At 65.7% G+C, this 19,535-nt stretch carries 14 protein-coding genes; 7 read left to right on the top strand and 7 right to left on the bottom strand.

Annotated features, from left to right (window positions below):
* The first annotated feature begins 110 nt into the window (after positions 1-110).
* The 4 genes from LK03_RS18030 (at position 111) to yiaY (ending at position 7,068) form a co-directional block, all read left to right on the top strand.
* Positions 111-1,760: a VRR-NUC domain-containing protein gene (locus LK03_RS18030; protein ID WP_038413807.1), complete on the top strand. Its 1,650-nt coding sequence runs from the start codon at positions 111-113 to the stop codon at positions 1,758-1,760.
* Positions 1,757-4,018 (top strand): ATP-dependent DNA helicase, encoded by a 2,262-nt coding sequence (locus LK03_RS18025; protein ID WP_038413805.1) that lies wholly within the window; start codon positions 1,757-1,759, stop codon positions 4,016-4,018. The genes LK03_RS18030 and LK03_RS18025 overlap by 4 nt, the downstream gene beginning before the upstream one ends.
* An 85-nt stretch (positions 4,019-4,103) precedes the next feature.
* Complete coding sequence (pgm, locus tag LK03_RS18020; protein WP_038413803.1) at positions 4,104-5,741, top strand: phosphoglucomutase (alpha-D-glucose-1,6-bisphosphate-dependent); 1,638 nt, start codon at positions 4,104-4,106, stop codon at positions 5,739-5,741.
* A gap of 178 nt (positions 5,742-5,919) precedes the next feature.
* Positions 5,920-7,068 (top strand): L-threonine dehydrogenase, encoded by a 1,149-nt coding sequence (gene yiaY / locus LK03_RS18015; RefSeq protein WP_038413801.1) that lies wholly within the window; start codon positions 5,920-5,922, stop codon positions 7,066-7,068.
* Between the two features lie 32 nt (positions 7,069-7,100).
* On the opposite strand, the gene LK03_RS18010 is transcribed toward yiaY, so the two are convergent.
* The gene (locus LK03_RS18010) at positions 7,101-8,279 is read right to left on the bottom strand and encodes a hypothetical protein (protein ID WP_038413799.1); all 1,179 of its coding nucleotides are present in this window, start codon (positions 8,277-8,279) and stop codon (positions 7,101-7,103) included.
* A 74-nt stretch (positions 8,280-8,353) separates the two neighbouring features.
* Positions 8,354-9,973 carry an NADP-dependent glyceraldehyde-3-phosphate dehydrogenase gene (locus LK03_RS18005; RefSeq protein ID WP_038413798.1) on the bottom strand — a complete coding sequence of 540 codons (1,620 nt, stop codon included), beginning with the start codon at positions 9,971-9,973 and terminating at the stop codon, positions 8,354-8,356.
* A 137-nt stretch (positions 9,974-10,110) separates the two neighbouring features.
* Here LK03_RS18005 and LK03_RS18000 point away from each other — a divergent pair, with 137 nt between their 5' ends.
* The gene (locus LK03_RS18000; protein WP_038413797.1) at positions 10,111-12,336 is read left to right on the top strand and encodes a putative bifunctional diguanylate cyclase/phosphodiesterase; all 2,226 of its coding nucleotides are present in this window, start codon (positions 10,111-10,113) and stop codon (positions 12,334-12,336) included.
* A 6-nt stretch (positions 12,337-12,342) separates the two neighbouring features.
* Here the strand turns inward: LK03_RS18000 and LK03_RS17995 are convergent, their stop codons facing one another.
* Together LK03_RS17995 and LK03_RS17990 are read right to left on the bottom strand one after the other, a co-directional pair.
* Positions 12,343-14,832, bottom strand: a complete 2,490-nt coding sequence (locus LK03_RS17995; protein WP_038413796.1) for a TonB-dependent receptor plug domain-containing protein — start codon at positions 14,830-14,832, stop codon at positions 12,343-12,345.
* Between the two features lie 364 nt (positions 14,833-15,196).
* Positions 15,197-16,204: a GlxA family transcriptional regulator gene (locus LK03_RS17990; protein WP_038413795.1), complete on the bottom strand. Its 1,008-nt coding sequence runs from the start codon at positions 16,202-16,204 to the stop codon at positions 15,197-15,199.
* A gap of 146 nt (positions 16,205-16,350) precedes the next feature.
* Here LK03_RS17990 and LK03_RS17985 point away from each other — a divergent pair, with 146 nt between their 5' ends.
* Complete coding sequence (locus LK03_RS17985; protein WP_038413794.1) at positions 16,351-16,821, top strand: hypothetical protein; 471 nt, start codon at positions 16,351-16,353, stop codon at positions 16,819-16,821.
* Positions 16,822-16,950: 129 nt separating this feature from the next.
* Positions 16,951-17,163, top strand: coding sequence for a PLD nuclease N-terminal domain-containing protein (locus tag LK03_RS17980; RefSeq protein ID WP_038413793.1), 213 nt, complete (start codon positions 16,951-16,953; stop codon positions 17,161-17,163).
* A gap of 70 nt (positions 17,164-17,233) precedes the next feature.
* Here the strand turns inward: LK03_RS17980 and LK03_RS17975 are convergent, their stop codons facing one another.
* From LK03_RS17975 to LK03_RS17965, 3 genes are read right to left on the bottom strand one after another with little or no spacing between them, the layout of a single operon-like run.
* The gene (locus LK03_RS17975) at positions 17,234-17,893 is read right to left on the bottom strand and encodes a glycosyltransferase (RefSeq protein WP_038413791.1); all 660 of its coding nucleotides are present in this window, start codon (positions 17,891-17,893) and stop codon (positions 17,234-17,236) included.
* Entirely contained in the window at positions 17,890-18,489 is a 600-nt protein-coding gene (locus LK03_RS17970; protein ID WP_038413790.1) for a class I SAM-dependent methyltransferase, read from the bottom strand. The genes LK03_RS17975 and LK03_RS17970 overlap by 4 nt, the downstream gene beginning before the upstream one ends.
* A complete protein-coding gene (locus LK03_RS17965; RefSeq protein ID WP_049870548.1) occupies positions 18,486-19,532 on the bottom strand; it encodes an acyl-CoA dehydrogenase family protein in 1,047 nt (348 codons plus the stop codon). The genes LK03_RS17970 and LK03_RS17965 overlap by 4 nt, the downstream gene beginning before the upstream one ends.
* Positions 19,533-19,535 lie beyond the last annotated feature (3 nt).

Below are 19,535 nucleotides of genomic sequence, written 5' to 3'. Positions count from 1 at the left end.
GTCATTCCGGCGCCTGGGACGGCAATGGCGAACCGACCTACGGCCCTTGCAGGAACGGCTGATCTGTATGTATAAACAGTGCCCGTTTCCGTTTTGCCCGGCCTTGCATCGTGATCGCCCATTCTGTTCAAGACCCGCTCTATTACCTGCACAACTTCCGCCAGGTGCTCGCCTGGGTAGGGTCGCGCTACGCCGACCTGCTCGATGAGCACGAGCAGCGCTTCATTCACGACTTCCACCACCTCGCCGAGCCGTCCCAGGCATTGCTGGTACGCATGGTCATGCGCAAGGGCGAGTTGTTTCGCAGTGATCGCCTCGACTACGCCGAAATCGGCGACACCCGCAGTGCCCTGTTGCCACTGCTGGAGCAGGGCTGGGTATGTGAACAGCCGAGCCTGAGCATCGAGCAGCTCGCCGCAGTTCTGCGCAAAGAAGAACTGGCAGAGGGCTTTTGCGCCATGCTACGCCAGCCCAAAGTGGCCAAGTCGCAACTGCTGGCGCAACTGAGCGAGCTGCAACTTGCGCCACGGCCGTTGGCGCAGTGGTGGCCGCAGTGCCCCATCAGTATCCTGCACTGGCGCCTGCAAGCGCTGTGCGACCGCTTGCGTCTGCTGTTCTTCGGCAATCTGTACCAGGACTGGTCCGAATTCGTCCTCGCCGACCTGGGCTTGCTGCGCTTCGAGCAGGTGGCGTTCTGCAGTGAATCGCGAGCCTTGCGCCAGCGCAGTGAAGTGGTCCTGGCGATGGCCTTGCACCACTGCGCCGAGCAACTTGAACAGGGCCAGCCGCCCGCTGAAATCCTCGCCACACTGGAGGGCCTGAGCGCCGACAACCCCTGGCTTGAACGGCGCCGCTCGCGCCTGCTGTTCCAGGTTGGCCGGCAGTGCGAGCGCCAGGCCGATTGGTCGCTGGCGCTGGCGGTGTACCAGGATTGCGCCCACGCCGAGGCGCGCATCCGCCAGGTGCGCGTGCATGAGCGCAGCGAGCAGTGGCAGGCGGCCCATAGGCTGGCCCAGCAGATCGCTGCGGCGCCGCGCAATGCCCTGGAAGTGCAGGCCTGCGAGCGCATGCTGCCGCGCCTGGCGCGCAAGCTGGGCGGGCCGCCGCAAACGCGCCGCCGCGCCCGCGCAGTGCAGACCCTCGAACTTGAACTGCCTCGCGAGCTGGCTACCCTGGGCGTCGAGCGCGCGGTGCGTGAGCACCTGTTGCAAGAAGGCGGCGAAGTTCACTACGTGGAAAACACCTTGCTCAACAGCCTGTTCGGGCTGTTGTGCTGGGAGGCGGTGTTCGCACCGATTCCCGGCGCGTTCTTCCACCCGTTCCAGAGCGCCCCGCAAGATCTGCACGATGCCGACTTCATGAGCCGCCGTCAGGTCCAGTTCGATCGCTGCCTGGCGCAGTTGGCCGATGGCAGCTATCGCCAGGTGATCAACGAGCGCTTCCAGAGCAAGTTCGGCCTGCAGTCGCCGTTCGTGATCTGGCAGGTGCTGACACCCGCCTTGCTGGAGCAGGCATTGCATTGCCTGCCAGCGGCGCACCTGCAGGCGTGCTTTCTGCGCTTGCTGCAGGACATCCGCAACAACCGCACTGGCATGCCCGACCTCATCCAGTTCTGGCCGCAGCAGGGTGGCTATCGAATGATCGAGGTCAAAGGCCCCGGCGACCGGTTGCAGGACAACCAACTGCGCTGGCTGGCCTTCTGCGAGCAACACGGTCTGCCGGTGCAGGTCTGCCATGTGCGCTGGCGCGAGGCGGCATGAGCTACAGCGTGGCCGTGCGGGCGCTGTGCGAGTTCAGTGCCAAGGTCGGTGACCTCGACCTGCGCTTCACGCCATCGCCCAGCGCCGAGCAGGGCATCGAAGGCCATCGCCGCGTGGTGGCCGGGCGCGGCGCAGGTTATGAGGCCGAGGTGGCGCTGTCGGGCGAGTACCGGGGGCTCAAGGTACGAGGCCGCGCCGACGGCTATGATCCTGCGCGCAATCGCCTGGAAGAGATCAAGACCCATCGCGGCGACCTCTCACGTCAGCCAGACAACCACCGCCAATTGCACTGGGCGCAGGCCAAGGTGTACGCCTGGCTGCTGTGCCAGAGCCGTGGATTGCCCAGCATCGAGGTGACGCTGGTTTACCTGGACATCGACAGCCAGCGCCAGACGTTGATCAGCGAGTCGTATCAGGCCGACGCCTTGCAGGGCTTCTTCGAGCTGCAATGTCAGCGTTTCATCGCCTGGGCGCAGGCCCAGGAGCAGCGCCTGGCCACACGCGACGAGGGCTTGCAGGCGCTGAGCTTTCCCTACCCGCAGTTTCGCCAGGGTCAACGCCAGCTCGCCGAGACGCTGTACAAGGCCGTCAGCACGGGCCGTTGCCTGCTGGCCCAGGCCAGCACCGGCATCGGCAAGACCCTTGGCACGCTGTTTCCGCTGCTCAAGGCGATGGTGCCGCAGCGCCTGGATAAAGTGTTTTTCCTCACTGCCAAGACTCCTGGGCGCAAGTTGGCCCTCGATACCTTGCAGCAGATCGAGCAGGGCAGTGGCCAGCCGGCGCTGCGAACCCTCGAGCTGATCGCCCGCGACAAGGCCTGCGAACACCCAGACAGCGCCTGCCACGGCGAATCCTGCCCGTTGGCCAGGGGCTTCTACGATCGCCTGCCCGCCGCGCGCCAGGCGGCCGGGCAACGTCAGTTGCTCGACCAGGCCGGGTTGCGCGAGGTCGCACTGGCGCATCAGGTGTGCCCGTACTACCTGGCCCAGGAAATGGCCCGTTGGGTCGATGTGGTGGTCGCCGACTACAACTATTACTTCGACGCCCACGCGCTGCTGTTCGGCCTGGCCCAGGCCAACCAGTGGCGGGTAGCGGTGCTGGTGGACGAGGCGCACAACCTGGTCGAGCGCGGCCGGCAGATGTACAGCGCAAGCTTCGATCAGGGGCAGTTGCTGGCCTTGCGTCAGCGCAAGCTCGAGGGCCTGGGCAGCGTGCTCGACCGGCTCAACCGGCAGTGGAACGCGCTGTACAAGGCGCAGGTGGCGCCGTACCAGGCCAGCGACCGGGTGCCCGAGGCGTTCGTCGGTGCGGTGCAGCAGTTCATCGGCCACATGCAGGAGCGCCTCGAACAAACCCCGACCCAGGTCGACGGGCCGCTGTTGCAGTTCTATTTCCAGGCCCTGCAGTTCAGCCGTGTGGCCGAGCTGTTCGACGAGCATTACCTGTTCGACATCACCCAGCGCCAGGGCCCGCGCAAGCGCCGGCTGGCCACGCTGTGCCTGCGTAATGTAGTGCCGGCGCGGTTGCTCGGGCCGCGTATGCAGGCGGCGCGCAGCGTCACGCTGTTCTCCGCGACCCTGGGTCCGCAGCAGTTCTACCGCGACCTGCTGGGCATGCCCAAGGACACCGCCTGGCTGGAAGTGCAGGCGCCGTTTCGGGCCGAACAGTTGCAAGTGCGTATCGTCAGCGACGTGTCGACCCGCTATCACCAGCGCCAGGCCTCGGTGGCACCGATCGTGGCGCTGATCGCCGAGCAGTACCAGCGCCAGCCGGGCAATTACCTGGCGTTCTTCAGCAGCTTCGAATACCTGCAACAGGTGGCCGGCGAACTGGGCCGCTGCCATGGGCAGATTCCCAGCTGGTCGCAGGCTGCCGGCATGGATGAAGCGGCCCGCGAGGCCTTTCTGGCGCGCTTCGTCGCCGATGGCCGCGGCGTGGGGTTCGCGGTGCTCGGCGGCGCGTTTGCCGAAGGCGTCGATCTGCCCGGCACACGGCTGATCGGGGCCTTCGTCGCCACCCTTGGCCTGCCCCAGGTCAACCCGGTGAACGAGCAGTTCAAGCAGCGCCTGGGCCGGCAGTACGGGGCGGGGTACGACTATGCCTATCTCTACCCAGGGGTGCGCAAGGTGATCCAGGCCGCCGGGCGGGTGATTCGCGGCGATGGTGATCGCGGCGTGCTGCTGCTGATCGATGAGCGCTTCGCCGAGCCGCGGGTGCAGCAGATGTTTCCCGGCTGGTGGCGGCACGCGGCGCAATAATCACGGCCAGCCATCGCGCGGCACTGCAACTCTTCGTACACTGTGCGCTCTTACCCCCTACATTCGTTGAACTCGAGGTTCTTGCATGACGCTCAGTCCTTTGGCAGGCAAACCGGCTCCGGCCAGCGTGCTGGTCGATATCCCGCGCCTGCTGACTGCTTACTACACCGGCCGCCCCGATCCGGCCATCGCCGGGCAGCGCGTCGCCTTCGGCACCTCGGGCCACCGTGGCACCTCGCTGGAGCTGAGCTTCAACGAAGACCACGTGCTGGCGATCACCCAGGCCATCTGCCTGTACCGCGCCGCCAATGGCATCGACGGCCCGCTGTTCATCGGTGCCGACACCCACGCGCTGTCCGCGCCGGCTGCCGCCAGTGCGCTGCAGGTGCTGGCCGCCAATGGCGTGCAGGTGATGCTGTCCAAGGACGACGAATACACCCCCACGCCTGCGGTGTCCCACGCCATCCTCTGCTACAACCGTGGGCGCACCAGCGGCCTGGCCGACGGCATCGTCATCACTCCCTCGCACAACCCGCCGCAAAGCGGTGGCTTCAAGTACAACCCCACCAACGGCGGCCCGGCCGACAGCGATGTCACCAAGTGGATCGAAGCCAAGGCCAACGAACTGCTCGCCGCCGGCCTGGCCGGGGTCAAGCGCGTGGCCCATGCCGACGCCTTGCAGGCCGCCACTACCCAGCGCCATGACTACGTCAGCAGCTATGTGGCCGACTTGGAAAACGTCATCGACTTCGAGGTGATCCGCGCCGCCAAGCTGCGCCTGGGCGTCGACCCGCTGGGCGGGGCAGGGGTGCGCTACTGGGCGGCCATCGCCGAGCGTTACCAGCTCGACCTGGAGGTGGTGAACAGCGAGGTCGACCCGACCTTCCGCTTCATGACCGTCGACTGGGACGGGCAGATTCGCATGGACCCGTCCTCGCCCTACGCGATGCAGGGCCTGATCGGCCTGCGCGAGCGCTTCGACGTGGCCTTTGCCTGCGACCCGGACCACGACCGCCACGGCATCGTCACTGCCGAGGGCCTGTTGGCGCCGAACAACTACCTGGCCGTGGCCATCGATTACCTGTACCGCCACCGCCCTGAATGGCGCCAGGACGCCGCAGTCGGCAAGACCGTGGTGTCCAGCGGCCTGATCGACCGCGTCACCGCGCGGCTGGGCCGCGAGCTGTACGAAGTGCCGGTGGGCTTCAAGTATTTCGCCCAGGGGCTGTTCGACGGCAGCCTCGGCTTCGGCGGCGAAGAGAGCGCCGGCGCCTCGTTCCTGCGCCGTGATGGTTCGGTATGGGCCACCGACAAGGACGGGCTGATTCCAGCGCTGCTCGCGGCCGAGATGACCGCGCGTACGGGTCGCACCCCGAGCCAGGCCTACAACGACTTGACCCAAGCCCTGGGCAAGCCCTTCGCCACCCGCGTCGAGGCCAAGGCCGACGCGCGTCAGAAGGGCCTACTGAGCAAGCTTGCGCCCGAGCAGGTGACCTCTACCGAGCTTGCCGGCGAGCCGATCGAGCAGATCCTCAGCCACGCGCCGGGCAACGGCCAGGCCATCGGCGGCCTCAAGGTCATGACCGCCAACGGTTGGTTCGCCGCACGGCCGTCGGGCACTGAAGACATCTACAAGATCTACGCCGAAAGCTTCATCGACGAGGCCCACCTCGAGCGTCTGGTGGCTGAGGCGCAGGTGCTGGTCGATACGGCCATCGCCTGAAGCAATATTCGCGGCCAAACCGCCCCTACAACCCCCGTAGGGGCGGTTGAGCCGCGATGGCCGGCAAAGCCGGCCCACCCGCACCCATCCCCCCTCACCCCATTGCCCTGGATCAATATCCCCGAATCCGCAACAGCCCATGCTCATAGCAAACCGCCATAGCCGTTGAGGATTCGCCATGAGCAGCACCTTCTTCATCCCCGCCGTGAACATCATGGGCAACGACTGCCTGAACGAAGCCATGGACGCCATTGCCGGCTACGGTCTGCGCCGGGCGTTGATCGTCACTGACCAAGGGCTCGCACGTGCGGGGATTGCCGCGCGCATCGCAGGCCTTCTGGCCGAGCGCGACATCGACTCGCGCATCTTCGATGGCGCCAAACCCAACCCCACCGTCGGCAACGTCGAAGCGGGCCTGGCGGTGCTGCAGCGTGAGCGCTGTGACTGTGTGATCTCCCTCGGTGGCGGCTCGCCCCACGACTGCGCCAAGGGCATCGCCCTGTGCGCCACCAACGGTGGGCACATCAGTGACTACGAGGGTGTCGACCGTTCCAGCAAGCCGCAGCTGCCGCTGATCGCCATCAACACCACCGCCGGCACCGCCAGCGAAATGACCCGCTTCTGCATCATCACCGACGAAGTGCGCCACGTGAAAATGGCCATCGTCGATCGTAACGTCACGCCGCTGCTGTCGGTCAATGACCCGGCGCTGATGGTCGGCATGCCGCCGTCACTCACCGCCGCCACTGGCATGGACGCGCTGACCCATGCGGTCGAGGCGTACGTTTCGACCGCGGCCACGCCGATCACCGACGCCTGCGCGCTCAAGGCTGTCAGCCTGATCAGCCAGTACCTGCGCCAGGCCGTGGCCCACGGCAGTGACCTGCAAGCCCGTGAGCAGATGGCCTACGCCCAGTTCCTCGCCGGCATGGCCTTCAACAACGCCTCGCTCGGCTACGTACACGCCATGGCGCACCAGCTTGGCGGCTTCTATGACTTGCCCCACGGCGTGTGCAACGCGGTGCTGCTGCCCCATGTGCAGCGCTTCAACGCCCAGGTCAGCGCGGCGCGCCTGCGCGACGTGGCCAAGGCCATGGGGATCAAGGTGTGCGGCCTGAACGATCAGCAAGGTGCGCTGGCCGCCATCGAGGCCATCGAGCAGCTCTCGGCCGACATCGACATTCCCAATGGCCTGCGCGCCCTGGGCGCCAAGGTCGAAGACGTGCCCCTGCTGGCAGCCAATGCCCTGAAAGACGCCTGCGGCCTGACCAACCCACGCAGCGCCGTGCAGAGCGAAATCGAAGCGATCTTCAAAGCAGCGTTCTGACTCCAGGCCAGCGCTGATGCCGCACGCCGGTATCAGCGCTCGCGCATGAAGAACCCGGCCACGTACTTGCGAAACGTCTCAAGGCTCTTGAAGTCGGCATAACGCTTGAAGGTTTCGGCATCCGGCTCAGGGCCCAGCGGTTGCTCGAGCAGCGACACCGACAGCACTCGGTCCTGGTCGGAGGTCAGCACCAGCTCATCCATCACCTGGCCGCCGATCACCGGGCGGCGCATCTGCACCTTGCCCCCTTTGCCCGCCATCCAGTCGATCAGCGACACCAGCGCCTTGAGCGGTTCGCGCTCCTCGTCGCGATACACCGGAAACAGCTGCGCACGCGACAGCACCGGCACGCTGGCGATGTGGATCAGCTCGTAGAAGTGACTGCCCGCGGTTGCCGGCGAATACAAGCCCAGCGCCAGCAGCGGCCCGCTGGTGCGGCTTCCGCCCCAATACAGGTGGTGGCCCTGGAAATCGAAGCCCTCACTGCTGCGCGCGCTGAACACTTTGCGGCCCTTGATCTGCTCGACGCAGTCGAGCAGCAGGCCGTGGCGACGATGGTTGCCGAACACCGTGGCCTCACGCAGCCGCGCCTTGAGCATCATCATGTGCTTCATGTCCAGCCGCGTTTCCAGGTAGTTGCTGGCCGGCACCCGTTCGAGCAACGGGTAGCGGCCGGCGACACTGCGCAGGGCAGCGAACTGCTGGGTGAGGTCTTGCTTGAGGTGGGTGGCGTAGAGGTTCAGGCCGCTGGTTTCGATCCAGGTCAGCAGCAGTGACAGCAACTGCGGTTGCTCGTGAGCAGCGCTGCGCGATGGCCCGCCAGCGCTTGCTGCGCTGCGAAAATCGCCGATCAGGCGCAACGGCGTATCCGGTGCCAGCCAGGCGGCCGGTGGCGTCTGGCTGGCGCTGGCGCCGGCTTCGCGCTCGACCTTGCTGAACGGACAGCCCGGCGCGTGTTCGGCGGTGCCGGGGTTATTCTTCAGAAAGAGTGTGCCGGTGTGGCCGTTTAGGCTGACATTGAGTACCGGCAGCACGTCGCTGCGACAATCGCAGGCCAGCCACTGGTTGGCGCTGCGCACGCGCATCAGCCATTGATTGGCTTGCAACAGCTGCGGCCCGTTGAGCTGTTCGCTGGCGAACGCACTGAGCAATTGCACTTCGGCAGGGGTGAGGGTGCGCACCAGCGCGGCGTTCTTGTCGATGATTCGCATGTCGGCATCCAGGCAACGTGCCCCGAGCTTCCGGTAAAGCCGCGGCGCTTTCAACTGCGCCGCGGCGCTGCGCCTCAGAAAATGTAGTCGGTGCTGAGGAAATTCGACTGCCGATTGCGGATGATCTCGCTCACCAACTGTTTGTTGGCGGCATTGAAGCGGGTAGCGACCAGCGTGCGGATGGAAAACACCCGCAACGCATCGTGCACCGACAGCGTGCCTTCGGCGCTGTTCTTGCGCCCGTTGAACGGGTAGGTGTCGGGGCCGCGTTGGCACTGCGCGTTGATGTTGATGCGCCCGACCTGGTTGGCGAAGGTATCGACCAGCCGGCCGATGGTCGCCGGGTCGTTGCCGAACAGGCTCAGTTGCTGGCCGTAGTCGGAGTCGAGCACGTAGTCGATCACGCTCTGGATGTCGCCATAGGGCACCACGGGAATGATGGGGCCGAACTGCTCTTCATGGTAGACACGCATGGCCGCGTTCACCGGGTACAGCAACGCCGGGTAGAAGAACGCGCCACGGCGCTGCCCGCCACCCTCGTTGAGTACCCGGGCGCCGTGGGCGCAGGCATCGGTCAGCAGGCCTTCGAGGTAATCCGGTTTGCCCGGCTCAGGCAGTGGCGTCAGGGCCACCCCCGGCGTCCAGGGCATGCCGGCCTTGAGGGTGGCGAGTTTCGCTTGCAGGCGTTCGAGGAAGGCCTCGACCTGCTGTTCATGGACGAATAGAATTTTCAGCGCCGTGCAGCGCTGGCCATTGAACGACAGCGCGCCGGTCAGCGCTTCGTCGACGGCGTTGTCCAGATCGACGTCGGGCAGGACGATGCCCGGGTTCTTCGCATCCAGCCCCAGCACCGCGCGCAGGCGATGCGGGCGCGGGTGCAGCTTCTTCAGTTCGGCGGCGGCCTTGTGCGTGCCGATGAAGGCGAACACATCGACCTTGCCGCTGGCCATCAGCGCGCTGACGGTGTCGTGGCCACGGCCGTAGATGACGTTGATCACCCCAGGCGGAAAGCTGTCGCGGAAGGCTTCGAGCAGCGGACGGATCAGCAGCACGCCGAACTTGGCCGGCTTGAACACCACCGTGTTGCCCATGATCAACGCCGGAATCAGCGTGGTGAAGGTTTCGTTGAGCGGGTAGTTGTACGGCCCCATGCACAGTGCCACGCCCAGCGGCGCCCGGCGAATCTGGCCCAACGTGCCTTGTTCGAGCTCAAAGCGGCTGGAACGGCGGTCGAGTTCCTTGAGCGCACCGATGGTGTCGGTGATGTAGTCGCAGGTGCGGTCGAATTCCTTCTCGGCGTCCTTGAGGTTCTTGCCGATTTCCCACATCAGCAGCTTGACCACCGCGGTGCGTTGCTCGCCCATGCGCTGCAGGAACTGCTCGACGTGCTGGATGCGTTCGGCGACGCGCAGCGTGGGCCAGGTGCCGCGGCCGTTGTCGTAGGCACGCACGGCGGCGTCCAGGGCGCTGAGAGCGGTGTCGGCGTCGAGCAGCGGCGTGCTGCCCAGGATCAGCGGCTGCTCGCCGTCTGCCGATTTCAACGAGATCGGACTGCGTACGGCGGCCAGGGCACCGGGCCACTGGCGCAGTTCACCGTCGACCAGGTATTCGCGTTGCTCCTGAGGTTGGCCAGGACGCCAGGCCTCGGGAATCTCGTCAATGCTGGGGAAAAGAGCGTCGAGCACAGCATTCATGGGTGGCGCACCTCGCAGTTCAGACACGTTGAATCGGTTCAGCCCGGGCATGGCCCCAGCGCTGGAAAAACACCAGTGTGGCTCAACATTTGCCACCTCGCGCCGATACAGCAGCAATCGAATGATCTATCGGGCTTATGAGTACAGCGAACGAGAAGGACCTTCCAGCTGCCGCCAAACCTCTGCGCAGGCGTCTTCAGCGCCTGCTGCCTGCAGGTTTCGCGGCCATCGGCATTGGCTTGGCATTACTGCTGGGGCATCTCGATGAGCAACGCGATCAGGGTGAACGTCTGGCTGCGATCAACGCTCGGCTGGGTAGCCTGGGCGCCGGTTTGCAGGCGCAGTTGCGTGCGACGTACGGCGAAACCGAAGGCATGGCGCAGCTGATCATCGCCGACGGCAAGATCAGCAGCGTGCATTTCCAGAGCATGGCCCGCGAGGCGCTGAGTTCATCGCCTTACATGCGCAGCATCACCCTGGCCCCGGACGATGTGATCGACGAGGTCTATCCGTTGCAAGGCAACGAGGTATTGCTCGGCCTGGATTATCGCAGTCTGCCGCAGCAATACCCGCTGGTAGAGCAGGCCCGCGAGCGGCGTGACGCGGTGCTGGCCGGGCCGATGAAACTGCTCGAAGGCGGTTACTCGCTGGTCTACCGGCGGCCTGTGTTCCTGCCCGGCAAGCGCGGGGTGAGTTTCTACTGGGGTAGCGTTTCGGTGGTGGCCGATGTCGAGCACCTGCTGCGCGCCGCCGGTTTGAACCCTTACAACCCCCTGCAGCTGGCCATTCGCGGCACCGACGGACGCGGCGCCGAAGGCGGCATGATCTGGGGTGACGAGCGCCTGTTCGAGACGCCCCGGGCCAGTGTGCTGGTGGAGGTGCCGGGGGGCGTCTGGCAACTGGTCGGTGCGCCGCCGGATGGCTGGCCGTTAGCCAGCCCGTTTCGTTCGCCGTTGTTCCTGCTGGCGCTGGGCTGCACCGCGTTGTTCAGCCTGTTCGTCGCGCAACTGACACGCAGCCAGCGCCTGCTCGCCGAACGCAATGCCGAACTGGGCGAGTCCCAGGCACAACTGCAACGCCTGGCCCATTACGACGTCATCACCGAACTGCCTAACCGCGTGCTGTTCCAGCAGCAGTTGCAGGCTGCTATCGCCGATGGTCACGGCCTGGCCGTGCTGATGCTCGACATCGACGGTTTCAAGCAGGTCAACGATAGCCTCGGCCATGCCATGGGCGATCTGCTGCTGCGTCTTGCTGCCGAGCGCTTCGAGGCTACCTTGCCTGCCAGCGACCGCCTGTGCCGGCTGGGGGGCGACGAGTTCGCGTTCATTTTGTTCGGCAATCACGATCCAGTGATCGAGCGTGCGCAGGCGCTGCTCGCTTGTCTGCGCCGTCCCTTCGACCTGCAAGGCAACGCCACGCTGGTCACCGGCAGCATTGGTCTTGCCTGCTTCCCCCAGCACGGCATAGCGGCCGACACCTTGCTGCGCCACGCCGACACGGCCATGTACGCCGCCAAGGAAGCGGGCCGCAATGGCTGGCGCGCCTACCACGAAGACATGACCGAGCGCCTGCAGCAACGCCTGGTGCTGGAGCGCAACCTGCGCCGGGCCTTGCAGTGCAACGAGTTCGAGCTGTGGTATCAGCCCAAGCTGGCGCTGGGCAGTGGACGCCTGCAGGGGGTCGAGGCGTTGTTGCGCTGGCGAGATCCTGAACATGGCCTGATCTCGCCGGGCGAGTTCATACCCCTGGCCGAGCGCACCGGGTTGATCCTGCCGCTGGGCGAACGGGTGCTGGAGCTGGCCTGCGCGCAGTTGGCCGAGTGGCGCGCGCTTGGCTGTCTGCCGGGCACGCTGGCGATTAATGTGGCGGCCTTGCAGATCGAGCGCAGCGATTACGTTGCCAGTTTGCGCGACACCCTGCAGCGCTTTGACATCAGCCCGGCGCTGCTGGAGGTGGAGATTACCGAGAGCCTGCTGATGGAAAGCCAGCAACAGGCCTTCGCGGTGCTGGCGCGCTTGCGCGCGATGGGTGTGGTCACCGCAGTCGATGACTTCGGCACTGGTTATTCTTCGCTGGCCTACCTGCGCAGCCTGCCCATCGACCATCTGAAGATCGACCGCGCCTTCGTCAAGGACCTGCCCGACGATGCCCATGCCGTTGCCATCGCCCAGGCCATTATCGATCTGGGCCATGCCCTGGGGTTTCGCATCACCGCCGAAGGCATCGAGACGCAGGCGCAGTACGACTTCCTGTGTGACGCCGGCTGTGACCAGGGTCAGGGCTACCTGCTCGGCCGACCCATGCCAGCGGCGCAGCTGCAAGCCTGGATGGCCGCGCAGCAGATCAGCGATCCTGTCTAGACCCGCCTAGAAATCGTAAGCGAGCTTGGTGTACCAGAACCCGCCACCGGGATGGAATGGCGGGTTGCCGTAGCCCGCCTGGTTGCCGTTGGCGTTGTACACGCCGTTCTTGTCGGGCCGCACGTTGAACAGGTTGGTGCCGCCCACGCTTACCGTGAGGCTGTCGAGCAACAGGTAGGAAAGATCCAGGTCAGTGATCCACTTGGCGCCGAAACTGCGATCCTGGCTGGGGTTCTGCTGCCAGGTCTCGACCTTGCCGTAGCGGGTGGTCTGCAACGTACCCGTGAAGTTGCCCAACAACCACTGGCTGCCCAGCACCCACTTGGTCTTGGGCGAGGCCGCCACCAGATCACCCTCGCGGCCGTGGCCGACCACATTGATACCCGCGTCGCTCAGTGCCTGGGGCGTACCACGACTGCCGCGCACGGTGGTCTTGTTCCAGTTGAAGCCCAGGGTCCAGCGCACATCGCCCCATTCGCCGAACTCACTGGTGTGGTCGCCGACCAGGTCAAGGCCGCGGGTGCGGGTGTCGAAAGCGTTGGTGTAGTAGTTGATCCAGGTGGTGCGCGCCAGACCCAGCGAGGCGAGGATGTCGCCCACCGCGCCTGCGCCGTTCTGCTGATCGTAGAGGTTTTCCGTGAGCACGATGCGGTCGTCGATGTCGATCAGGTAGGCATCCAGGGTCACGCTGGTGCGCCGTGCCGGCTGCCAGGTCAGGCCCAGCCCGGCGTTGCGGGATTTCTCCGGGTCGAGGGTGTCGCCGCCGAAGGCCAGCGCTGCGGCGCTGCCGGGGGCGACCGTGCGGCGCAGGGCCGGCACCACGTTGCCGTTGGCGTCCAGCGCGGTGCGGTTGTCGCTGACGGTGTAGCCACTCTGGGTCAGGGAAGGCGCGCGAAACCCGCTGCCCAGGGTACCGCGCACGGCGACGCTGTCGCTCAGCTCATAGCGTGAGTTGAGCTTGAAACTCGCGGTGTTGCCCGAATCATCGTCGTAATGCTCCAGGCGCGCGGCCGCGCCCAGGTACCAGACCGGACTGAGGTCCAGGCCCAGGTCAAGGTAGCCGGCGTAGTTGTTGCGCTTGACGTCGGCTTCGTCCTCCGGGCGGATGGTCAGTGCCGCCTGGGCGCCGACTGCGGTCTGCCCGTTGGCCAGGGCATACAACGGGTTGGGGCGGCCATCGGGTAGGGTGGCCGGGTAGGTGTAGGGGCCGACCGAGTAGGCCAGCGGGTCGCCTGCGAAGGTGCGGAAACGTTCCCAGCGGTGTTCCAGCCCCGCCGACACCCGGGTCGGTACGCCCAGGCCAAACAGCCCGTCGAAGGCGCGGGTGACGTCGAAGTTGTTCACCCACTGGTCGAATTGCAAGGTCGCCAGGTCATCGAACGAGGTCGGTGAGGCCGGGCCGTAGGTGGGGTTGATGGTCAGGTCGCTGGACTGCTGATTCTTGTTGCGCCCATAACTGGTGGACAGGTCCCAGTCCCACAGCCCGGCATTGCCCTTGGCGCCAAGCAGCCATTGGTAGTCGGTGTCCTTGATGTTGTTCAGCGGGTAGTAGCCGTCGGGGAACAGTTCAGGGATCGACGCATTGCTGTTGGGCAGGCGGTAGTTGTTGTAGGCCTCCAGGCGGCGCTCGCCGTAGGTGGCGAAGGAATACAGCTTGAATGCATCGCTCAGTGGCAGTTCGGCGTTGTAGCCCAGGTTGAAGGCGCGCAGGTCGGGGTCGCCGTTCTTTACCGCGCGACGATCCCAGCCGGCCTGGCGTTCGTCTTCGAAGTAGGCGCGGTAGCTGGGGTCGGCTTTGTCGATCCAGGTGGCTGTGCCGCGTTTGCGTGCATCTGCGAACAGGTGCAGGAAACCGCCGTCATCGCCCAGACTGAAACCTTTGTCGCCGCCGAGCTTGAGGGTTTCACCCTGTCCGCTATATAGCTGGCCGTAAGTGCTTTCCACGTGTCCGCCCTGGGCGCTGTTCTTGAGGATGATGTTGATTACCCCGGCCACGGCGTCCGAGCCGTATTGCGCTGCGGCACTGTCCTTGAGCACTTCGATGTGGTCCACCGCGCTGATCGGGATCATGTCGATGTCGACCGCGTTGGCGCCGCTGTTGTCGGTCGAACCGCTGGCCGGCACGGCGCCGTTGTGACGGCGTTTGCCGTTGACCAGCACCAGGGTATAGGCCGGGCTCAGCCCGCGGTTGCTCAATGGCCTGACCCCGGACTGAAAGCCTGCGGTGTTGGTGCCGAAGTTGAACGAGGGCAACAGTTTGGAAATGGCCTCCGACAGCTCGGCGCGACCGCTGCGCAGCAATTGCTCACTGCTGATCACATCGATCGGCGCTGGGCTGTCGGCCACCGTGCGCTGGTTGCCGCGCACACCGGTGGAAATCACCGTGACGGTCTCCAGGCGCGCATCGTCGCTGGCGGGCAGGGCGTTTGCGGTGGGGGCGAGCAGGCAGGCAAGGGGCAAGCCCAGCAGGTAAGGGGTGCGCAAGGCGTGGGTCATCATGTCCTCTGTAGCGCGCCATCGAGGGTCACGCGGGGCAGAGAGCGACAGGTGGTGGTGGGTCGCGAAGAAGAAATCGGCGGCGTCCAGTGAGGGTTGGAAGCAGGCCAGACAGGCCGGCGGGGGGTGAGTGCTCCGGCTTGGTTAATAACGTAAGGGTATTTGCAGAGCGAAGGAAATGCCGTTTTCTTCTAAGTTAATTATTTATCTTCTGTATTTATCAATTGGTTTTTATGCGTATAGCTGATTTTATGATCGGCAGTGGCGGTTCGCCGCTGAAGACGCACCTACAAGGACAGTTCAGCAATCGCGCCAGCGCCGTGTAGGAGCGGAGTCAGCCGCGACGGCCGGTGAAACCGGCCCGCTACTCGCCCAGGCGCTGCTCACGCGACGGCGGGTAGCCGAAGTAGGCGGCGTAGCACTTGCTGAAGTGCGACACCGAGACGAAGCCGCAGGCCACTGCCACGTCCATGACCGAGAGGTCGGAGTACTGCAGCAGGCGACGGCTCTTGGTGATGCGCAGCTCCATGTAGTAGCGCCGCGGTGAAGTGCCCAGCTGGGCCTGGAACAGGCGGTCGATCTGGCGCCGCGAGCGGCCGCTGTAGGAGGCCAGTTGGTCGAGGCTGAGGGTCTCTTCCAGGTTGTTTTCCATCAGCTCGACGATGTTGCGCAGATGCAGGCTCATGGACTTCTTCGCCCCCGGGCCGACCTGGCGGTAACGCGCGCCCGAAAACGACAGAATCTCTTCCACGCCCTCGGCCAGGGCGTCACCGTGCATGCGGCGCACCAGGCCCAGCATCAGTTCCATGGCGCCATTGGGGCTGGCGGCGCTGAGGCGATCGCGGTCGAGGGTGAAGCTGGCCGGGGTGATGCGCGTCTGCGGGCTGCGCTCGGCCAGGCTGGCGCGCTGCTCGGGGTGGATGCTGCAGCCATAGTCGGCCAGCACACCGGCGCGGCCGAGGAACCACGCGCCGTTCCATAGCCCGCCCAGGGCCATGCCGTGACTGGCGCAGTCTTCGAGCAGGCGGTCCAGCTCAGGGTATTTCAGCGATGTGCGCAAGCCGCCGCAGACCAGCAACAAGTCGAGGTTCTTCAGCTCGCGTGCCACCAGCGGTGTGGCGATCAACTCCAGGCCAAGGTCGCTCAGAACCCGCTCGCCGGTCATCGACAGCGGCGCGAACGCGAAGCTGTCGGCGCGCAGCAGGTTGGCGGTCACCAGCACATCCATGGCCACGGTGAAACTGGCCATCGAGAAGTGCTCGAGCAGCACGAAGCCGACCTGATACGGCGCCTCGACCTCGGCGCTGGCGGATTTGAGCCGCAGCATGTTGCTGGTGCTGGCCTTCTTGCTGAACTGACGAGGTGTGGCCACTCTGAACTCCGCTGGCGAGTAACGGCGCTGAGTGTGCGGGGGGCGCCCGGGAAAGACAACTGCACGGGTCGTTATGACGCTGGCGGCAAACTCGGCGACGCACTCGGAGTATGCTGTCGATCATCATTCGCCCAAGGACACCCTCGATGAAATACGTTCCCGCAGTGCTCCTGTGCCTGCTGCCGCTATTCGCCCACGCACTGGAACGCGGCGACCCGATCGCGCCCTGGACCCTTAGCGACCAGCATGACCAGGCCTACACCCTCGGCAACGACACGCGCATTCTGCTGGTCGCGCGCGACATGGACGGCGCCAAGCTGGTCAAGGCTGCGCTGATCGACCAGCCCAAGGGCTATCTGGAAGCGCGCGATGGCGTCTTCGTCGCCGACATCCAACGCATGCCGGCCATCATCAGCAAGCTGTTCGCCGTGCCAGCGATGCGCGATTACCCCTACCGGGTCATGCTCGACCGCGACGGCCAGATCGCCAGCCGCTACCCCGCAGGCGAGGGCCAGGTGCTGTGGCTGCAGCTCGACCAGGGCCACGTGCAGGAGCAGCATTCGTTCAGCGATGCCGCCACGCTCAAGCGCGCCTTGGACAAGGCGCCTGCACGCTGAGCGGCACAGCCAGCGCATCCACGACAGAACATATCCGCTGGCGGCAGCGACGCTTGCCGCTACGCTTCAGATGGAACCCTTGCCGCTTGCCGTGACCGAACGTACTACTGGCTCATTGGGAGAACGTATATGGAAATCGGAACGATCTGGATCATTATCGCTGCCGTGGTGATCATCACGCAGATTTGGGCGATCTGGCACATCATCGGCAGCGATCGCCGGGCCGAGCGCAAGATGCTGTGGGTGGTATTCGTCGTCTGGGCGCCGATCCTCGGTGTGCTGGTATGGCTGGTCAAAGGCCCACGCGCCGTGAAAGGTCGCGAAGTACTCAAGGAAAAATGATCGTCCCACCCGCCCGGCGCGCCAGGACGGCGCGTAGGTCTGGCCGTCTCCTGGCAGGGGGCACCGGCGATCAGCCGGGCTGCGCCAGACCTATCAAGTAATCCCCGAACCCCTCCCGGGCACGCGCGTCGCCACGGCTGCTGGTGGCTACGCTGTTGCGCGCGGTCCAGATGATCTGTGCGCCGCTGTCCTGAAGGGCGTGGACCAGGTGTACGTCCTCATGGGCCGCCAAAGGCTGAAACCCCCCGGCACGTTGATAGGCCAGGGCGCTGATGCCCAGGTTGGCACCATGTATGTGTCGATGCCCCTCACAGGCCTGGTAACGGCTGCGGTATTGCGCACGCAGGGCTGCGTCCTGCCAAGGCTGCCAGCGCTCGATGTGGACGGTGCCGCATACCGCATCGGCGGCGCAGTGCATCTGCCAGCTCAGCCAATGGGGCGGAACCTTGCTGTCGGCATCGGTGCAGGCCAGCCAGCGCACCCCGCGTTCGAGCATGTGCTGGGCACCCGCGCGGCGCGCCATGCCGACATTGCCTGCATCCACCGCAACCGTGTCGACGCCATGGCGCTTGGCAATTGCTGCCGTGCTGTCGCTGCAGCGGTCCAGCACCACCACGACCTGCACCGAATGCCCCAGCACCTGGGCCTGTGCGGCCGCCGCGTGGACTGCGCGCAGGCAGCGGCCGAGGCGCCGCGCTTCGTTGTGCGCCGGAATCACCACGCCGATCATAGGCACCTCTCTTCGAGGTCGATGGCCCGTGGGCGGCATGTCCAGTAGGCCAGCTGAAAATCGGCTTCGTCGTGCAGCAGCAAGCGGTGCAACGGCAGGTGCTGTTCGAGCATGGCGTGCACCTGCTGGCCATCTTGGGGACAGCCGTCGATAGGGTGGCGCCAATGACAGGCCAGCAGGCCGCCGTCTTCGGTGAGGCTGCTCAGTGACTGCTCGATGACCCGCAGCCAATCGTCGGCATCCAGGTAATAGCCGATCTCGCCGAGCACGATCAGGTCGAAGCGCTCGCCTGGCCAGTCGGCCGGCAAGCGCCCCAGCTCGACGCTGGCGTGGCTGAAACCGGCCAAGCGCTGGCGGGCCAGGCTCACCGCGGTGGTGTTCAGGTCCTGACACACCAGGCGCGCGCAGCGTTCGGCGAGCAGGGCACTGAGCTCGCCATTGGCGCAGGCCGGCTCGAAGATCCGTTCGAAGAACTGACGGGGCAGGCAGGCCATGATCAGCTCACGCTTGCGCCGTTCGTACCAGCGGGTGCGAAACGCCCAAGGGTCTTCATCACCTGCATAGAGCTCGGCGAAATACTGCGCATCGATACTCATAGATCCCACGCTCCTGTGGAAAGGTCTGCGACCTGTTGGCCCAGCACGGCGAGGTCGCGTTCGGCGTGGCTCTGCCTGAGAAACACCGGTAGATCGGCACTCAGGCGGGCGAAATGGTGATTGCGGCAGAAGGGCGTGGCGCCCAGGGCTCTGCCGACATGCTGGATGACCTGCTCGGCCGCCTGCTCGACCACTGCCCGCAGCTGACGTACGGGCAGCTCGGCAGTGGCGCGTGGCTGCGCGTCGATGTGCAGCGCACACGCTCGCAGGCTGTGGGCGGCAGCGTTCAAGGCCACGTCCACGGCACCCAGATGGGCGTGGGCATGGGCGTCACTGTGGGGTTTGCGGCAGTGCTCGCGCAGGTACTCGGCCAGCGACCGCGCCGCGCCATACCAGCAGGCGGCGATGCCGCCGCCGCCGTGCCAGAAGCCGGCACGGCTCAGGTACTGGCCGGGGCTGCCGACCAAGGTCGCCGAGCAGCCTGTGAAATCGATTTCAAGGCTCGCCGACCCGGCCATGCCCACCGCCTGCCAGGCATCGCTGCGGATTTCGATGCCCGGCGCGTCGAGCCTGACTGCGACCAGGTGCGGTCGCAGGTCTTGATCCCAGGCCGTGAGCAAGGCGCAGTCGATCAGCGCGGCGCCAGAGCACCAGGCCTTGCGCCCAGTCAGCGTAACGTCGCGCCCCCCGCGGGCGACGATCCGTACCCGCGCGGCCGGCGGTTCGGCAGCCCACACGCCCCAGATCTGCGGCGGCTGCGCCAGCTCGCTGGCGGCGCATTCGGCCAGAATGGCCAGGGCATCCGTATGCCCCTCGTAGAGCTTGGTCAAGGCCAGGTCGGCCCCGCCTACGTACGCCAGGGAGCGCCAGCGCGCCAGCGTCTGACCGGCACCGGGCAGTGGCAACTGGTCCAGACCTTCACCCGCCAGCATGCGCAGACGCCCGGTGAGCAGGGGCTCGATCGGACCCGGCAGGCTTGCCTGGAAAAAGGGTTCGAGGCAGTGCAGCAGGCGAGTGTCGCTGGCATCAGAGGTGGGCGGCATGGG

Source organism: Pseudomonas cremoricolorata, assembly GCF_000759535.1.
Taxonomy (GTDB): Bacteria; Pseudomonadota; Gammaproteobacteria; order Pseudomonadales; family Pseudomonadaceae; genus Aquipseudomonas; species Aquipseudomonas cremoricolorata_A.
The sequence above is the reverse complement of the archived record's forward strand: the minus strand, read 5'-3'. Positions and strand labels throughout refer to the sequence as shown.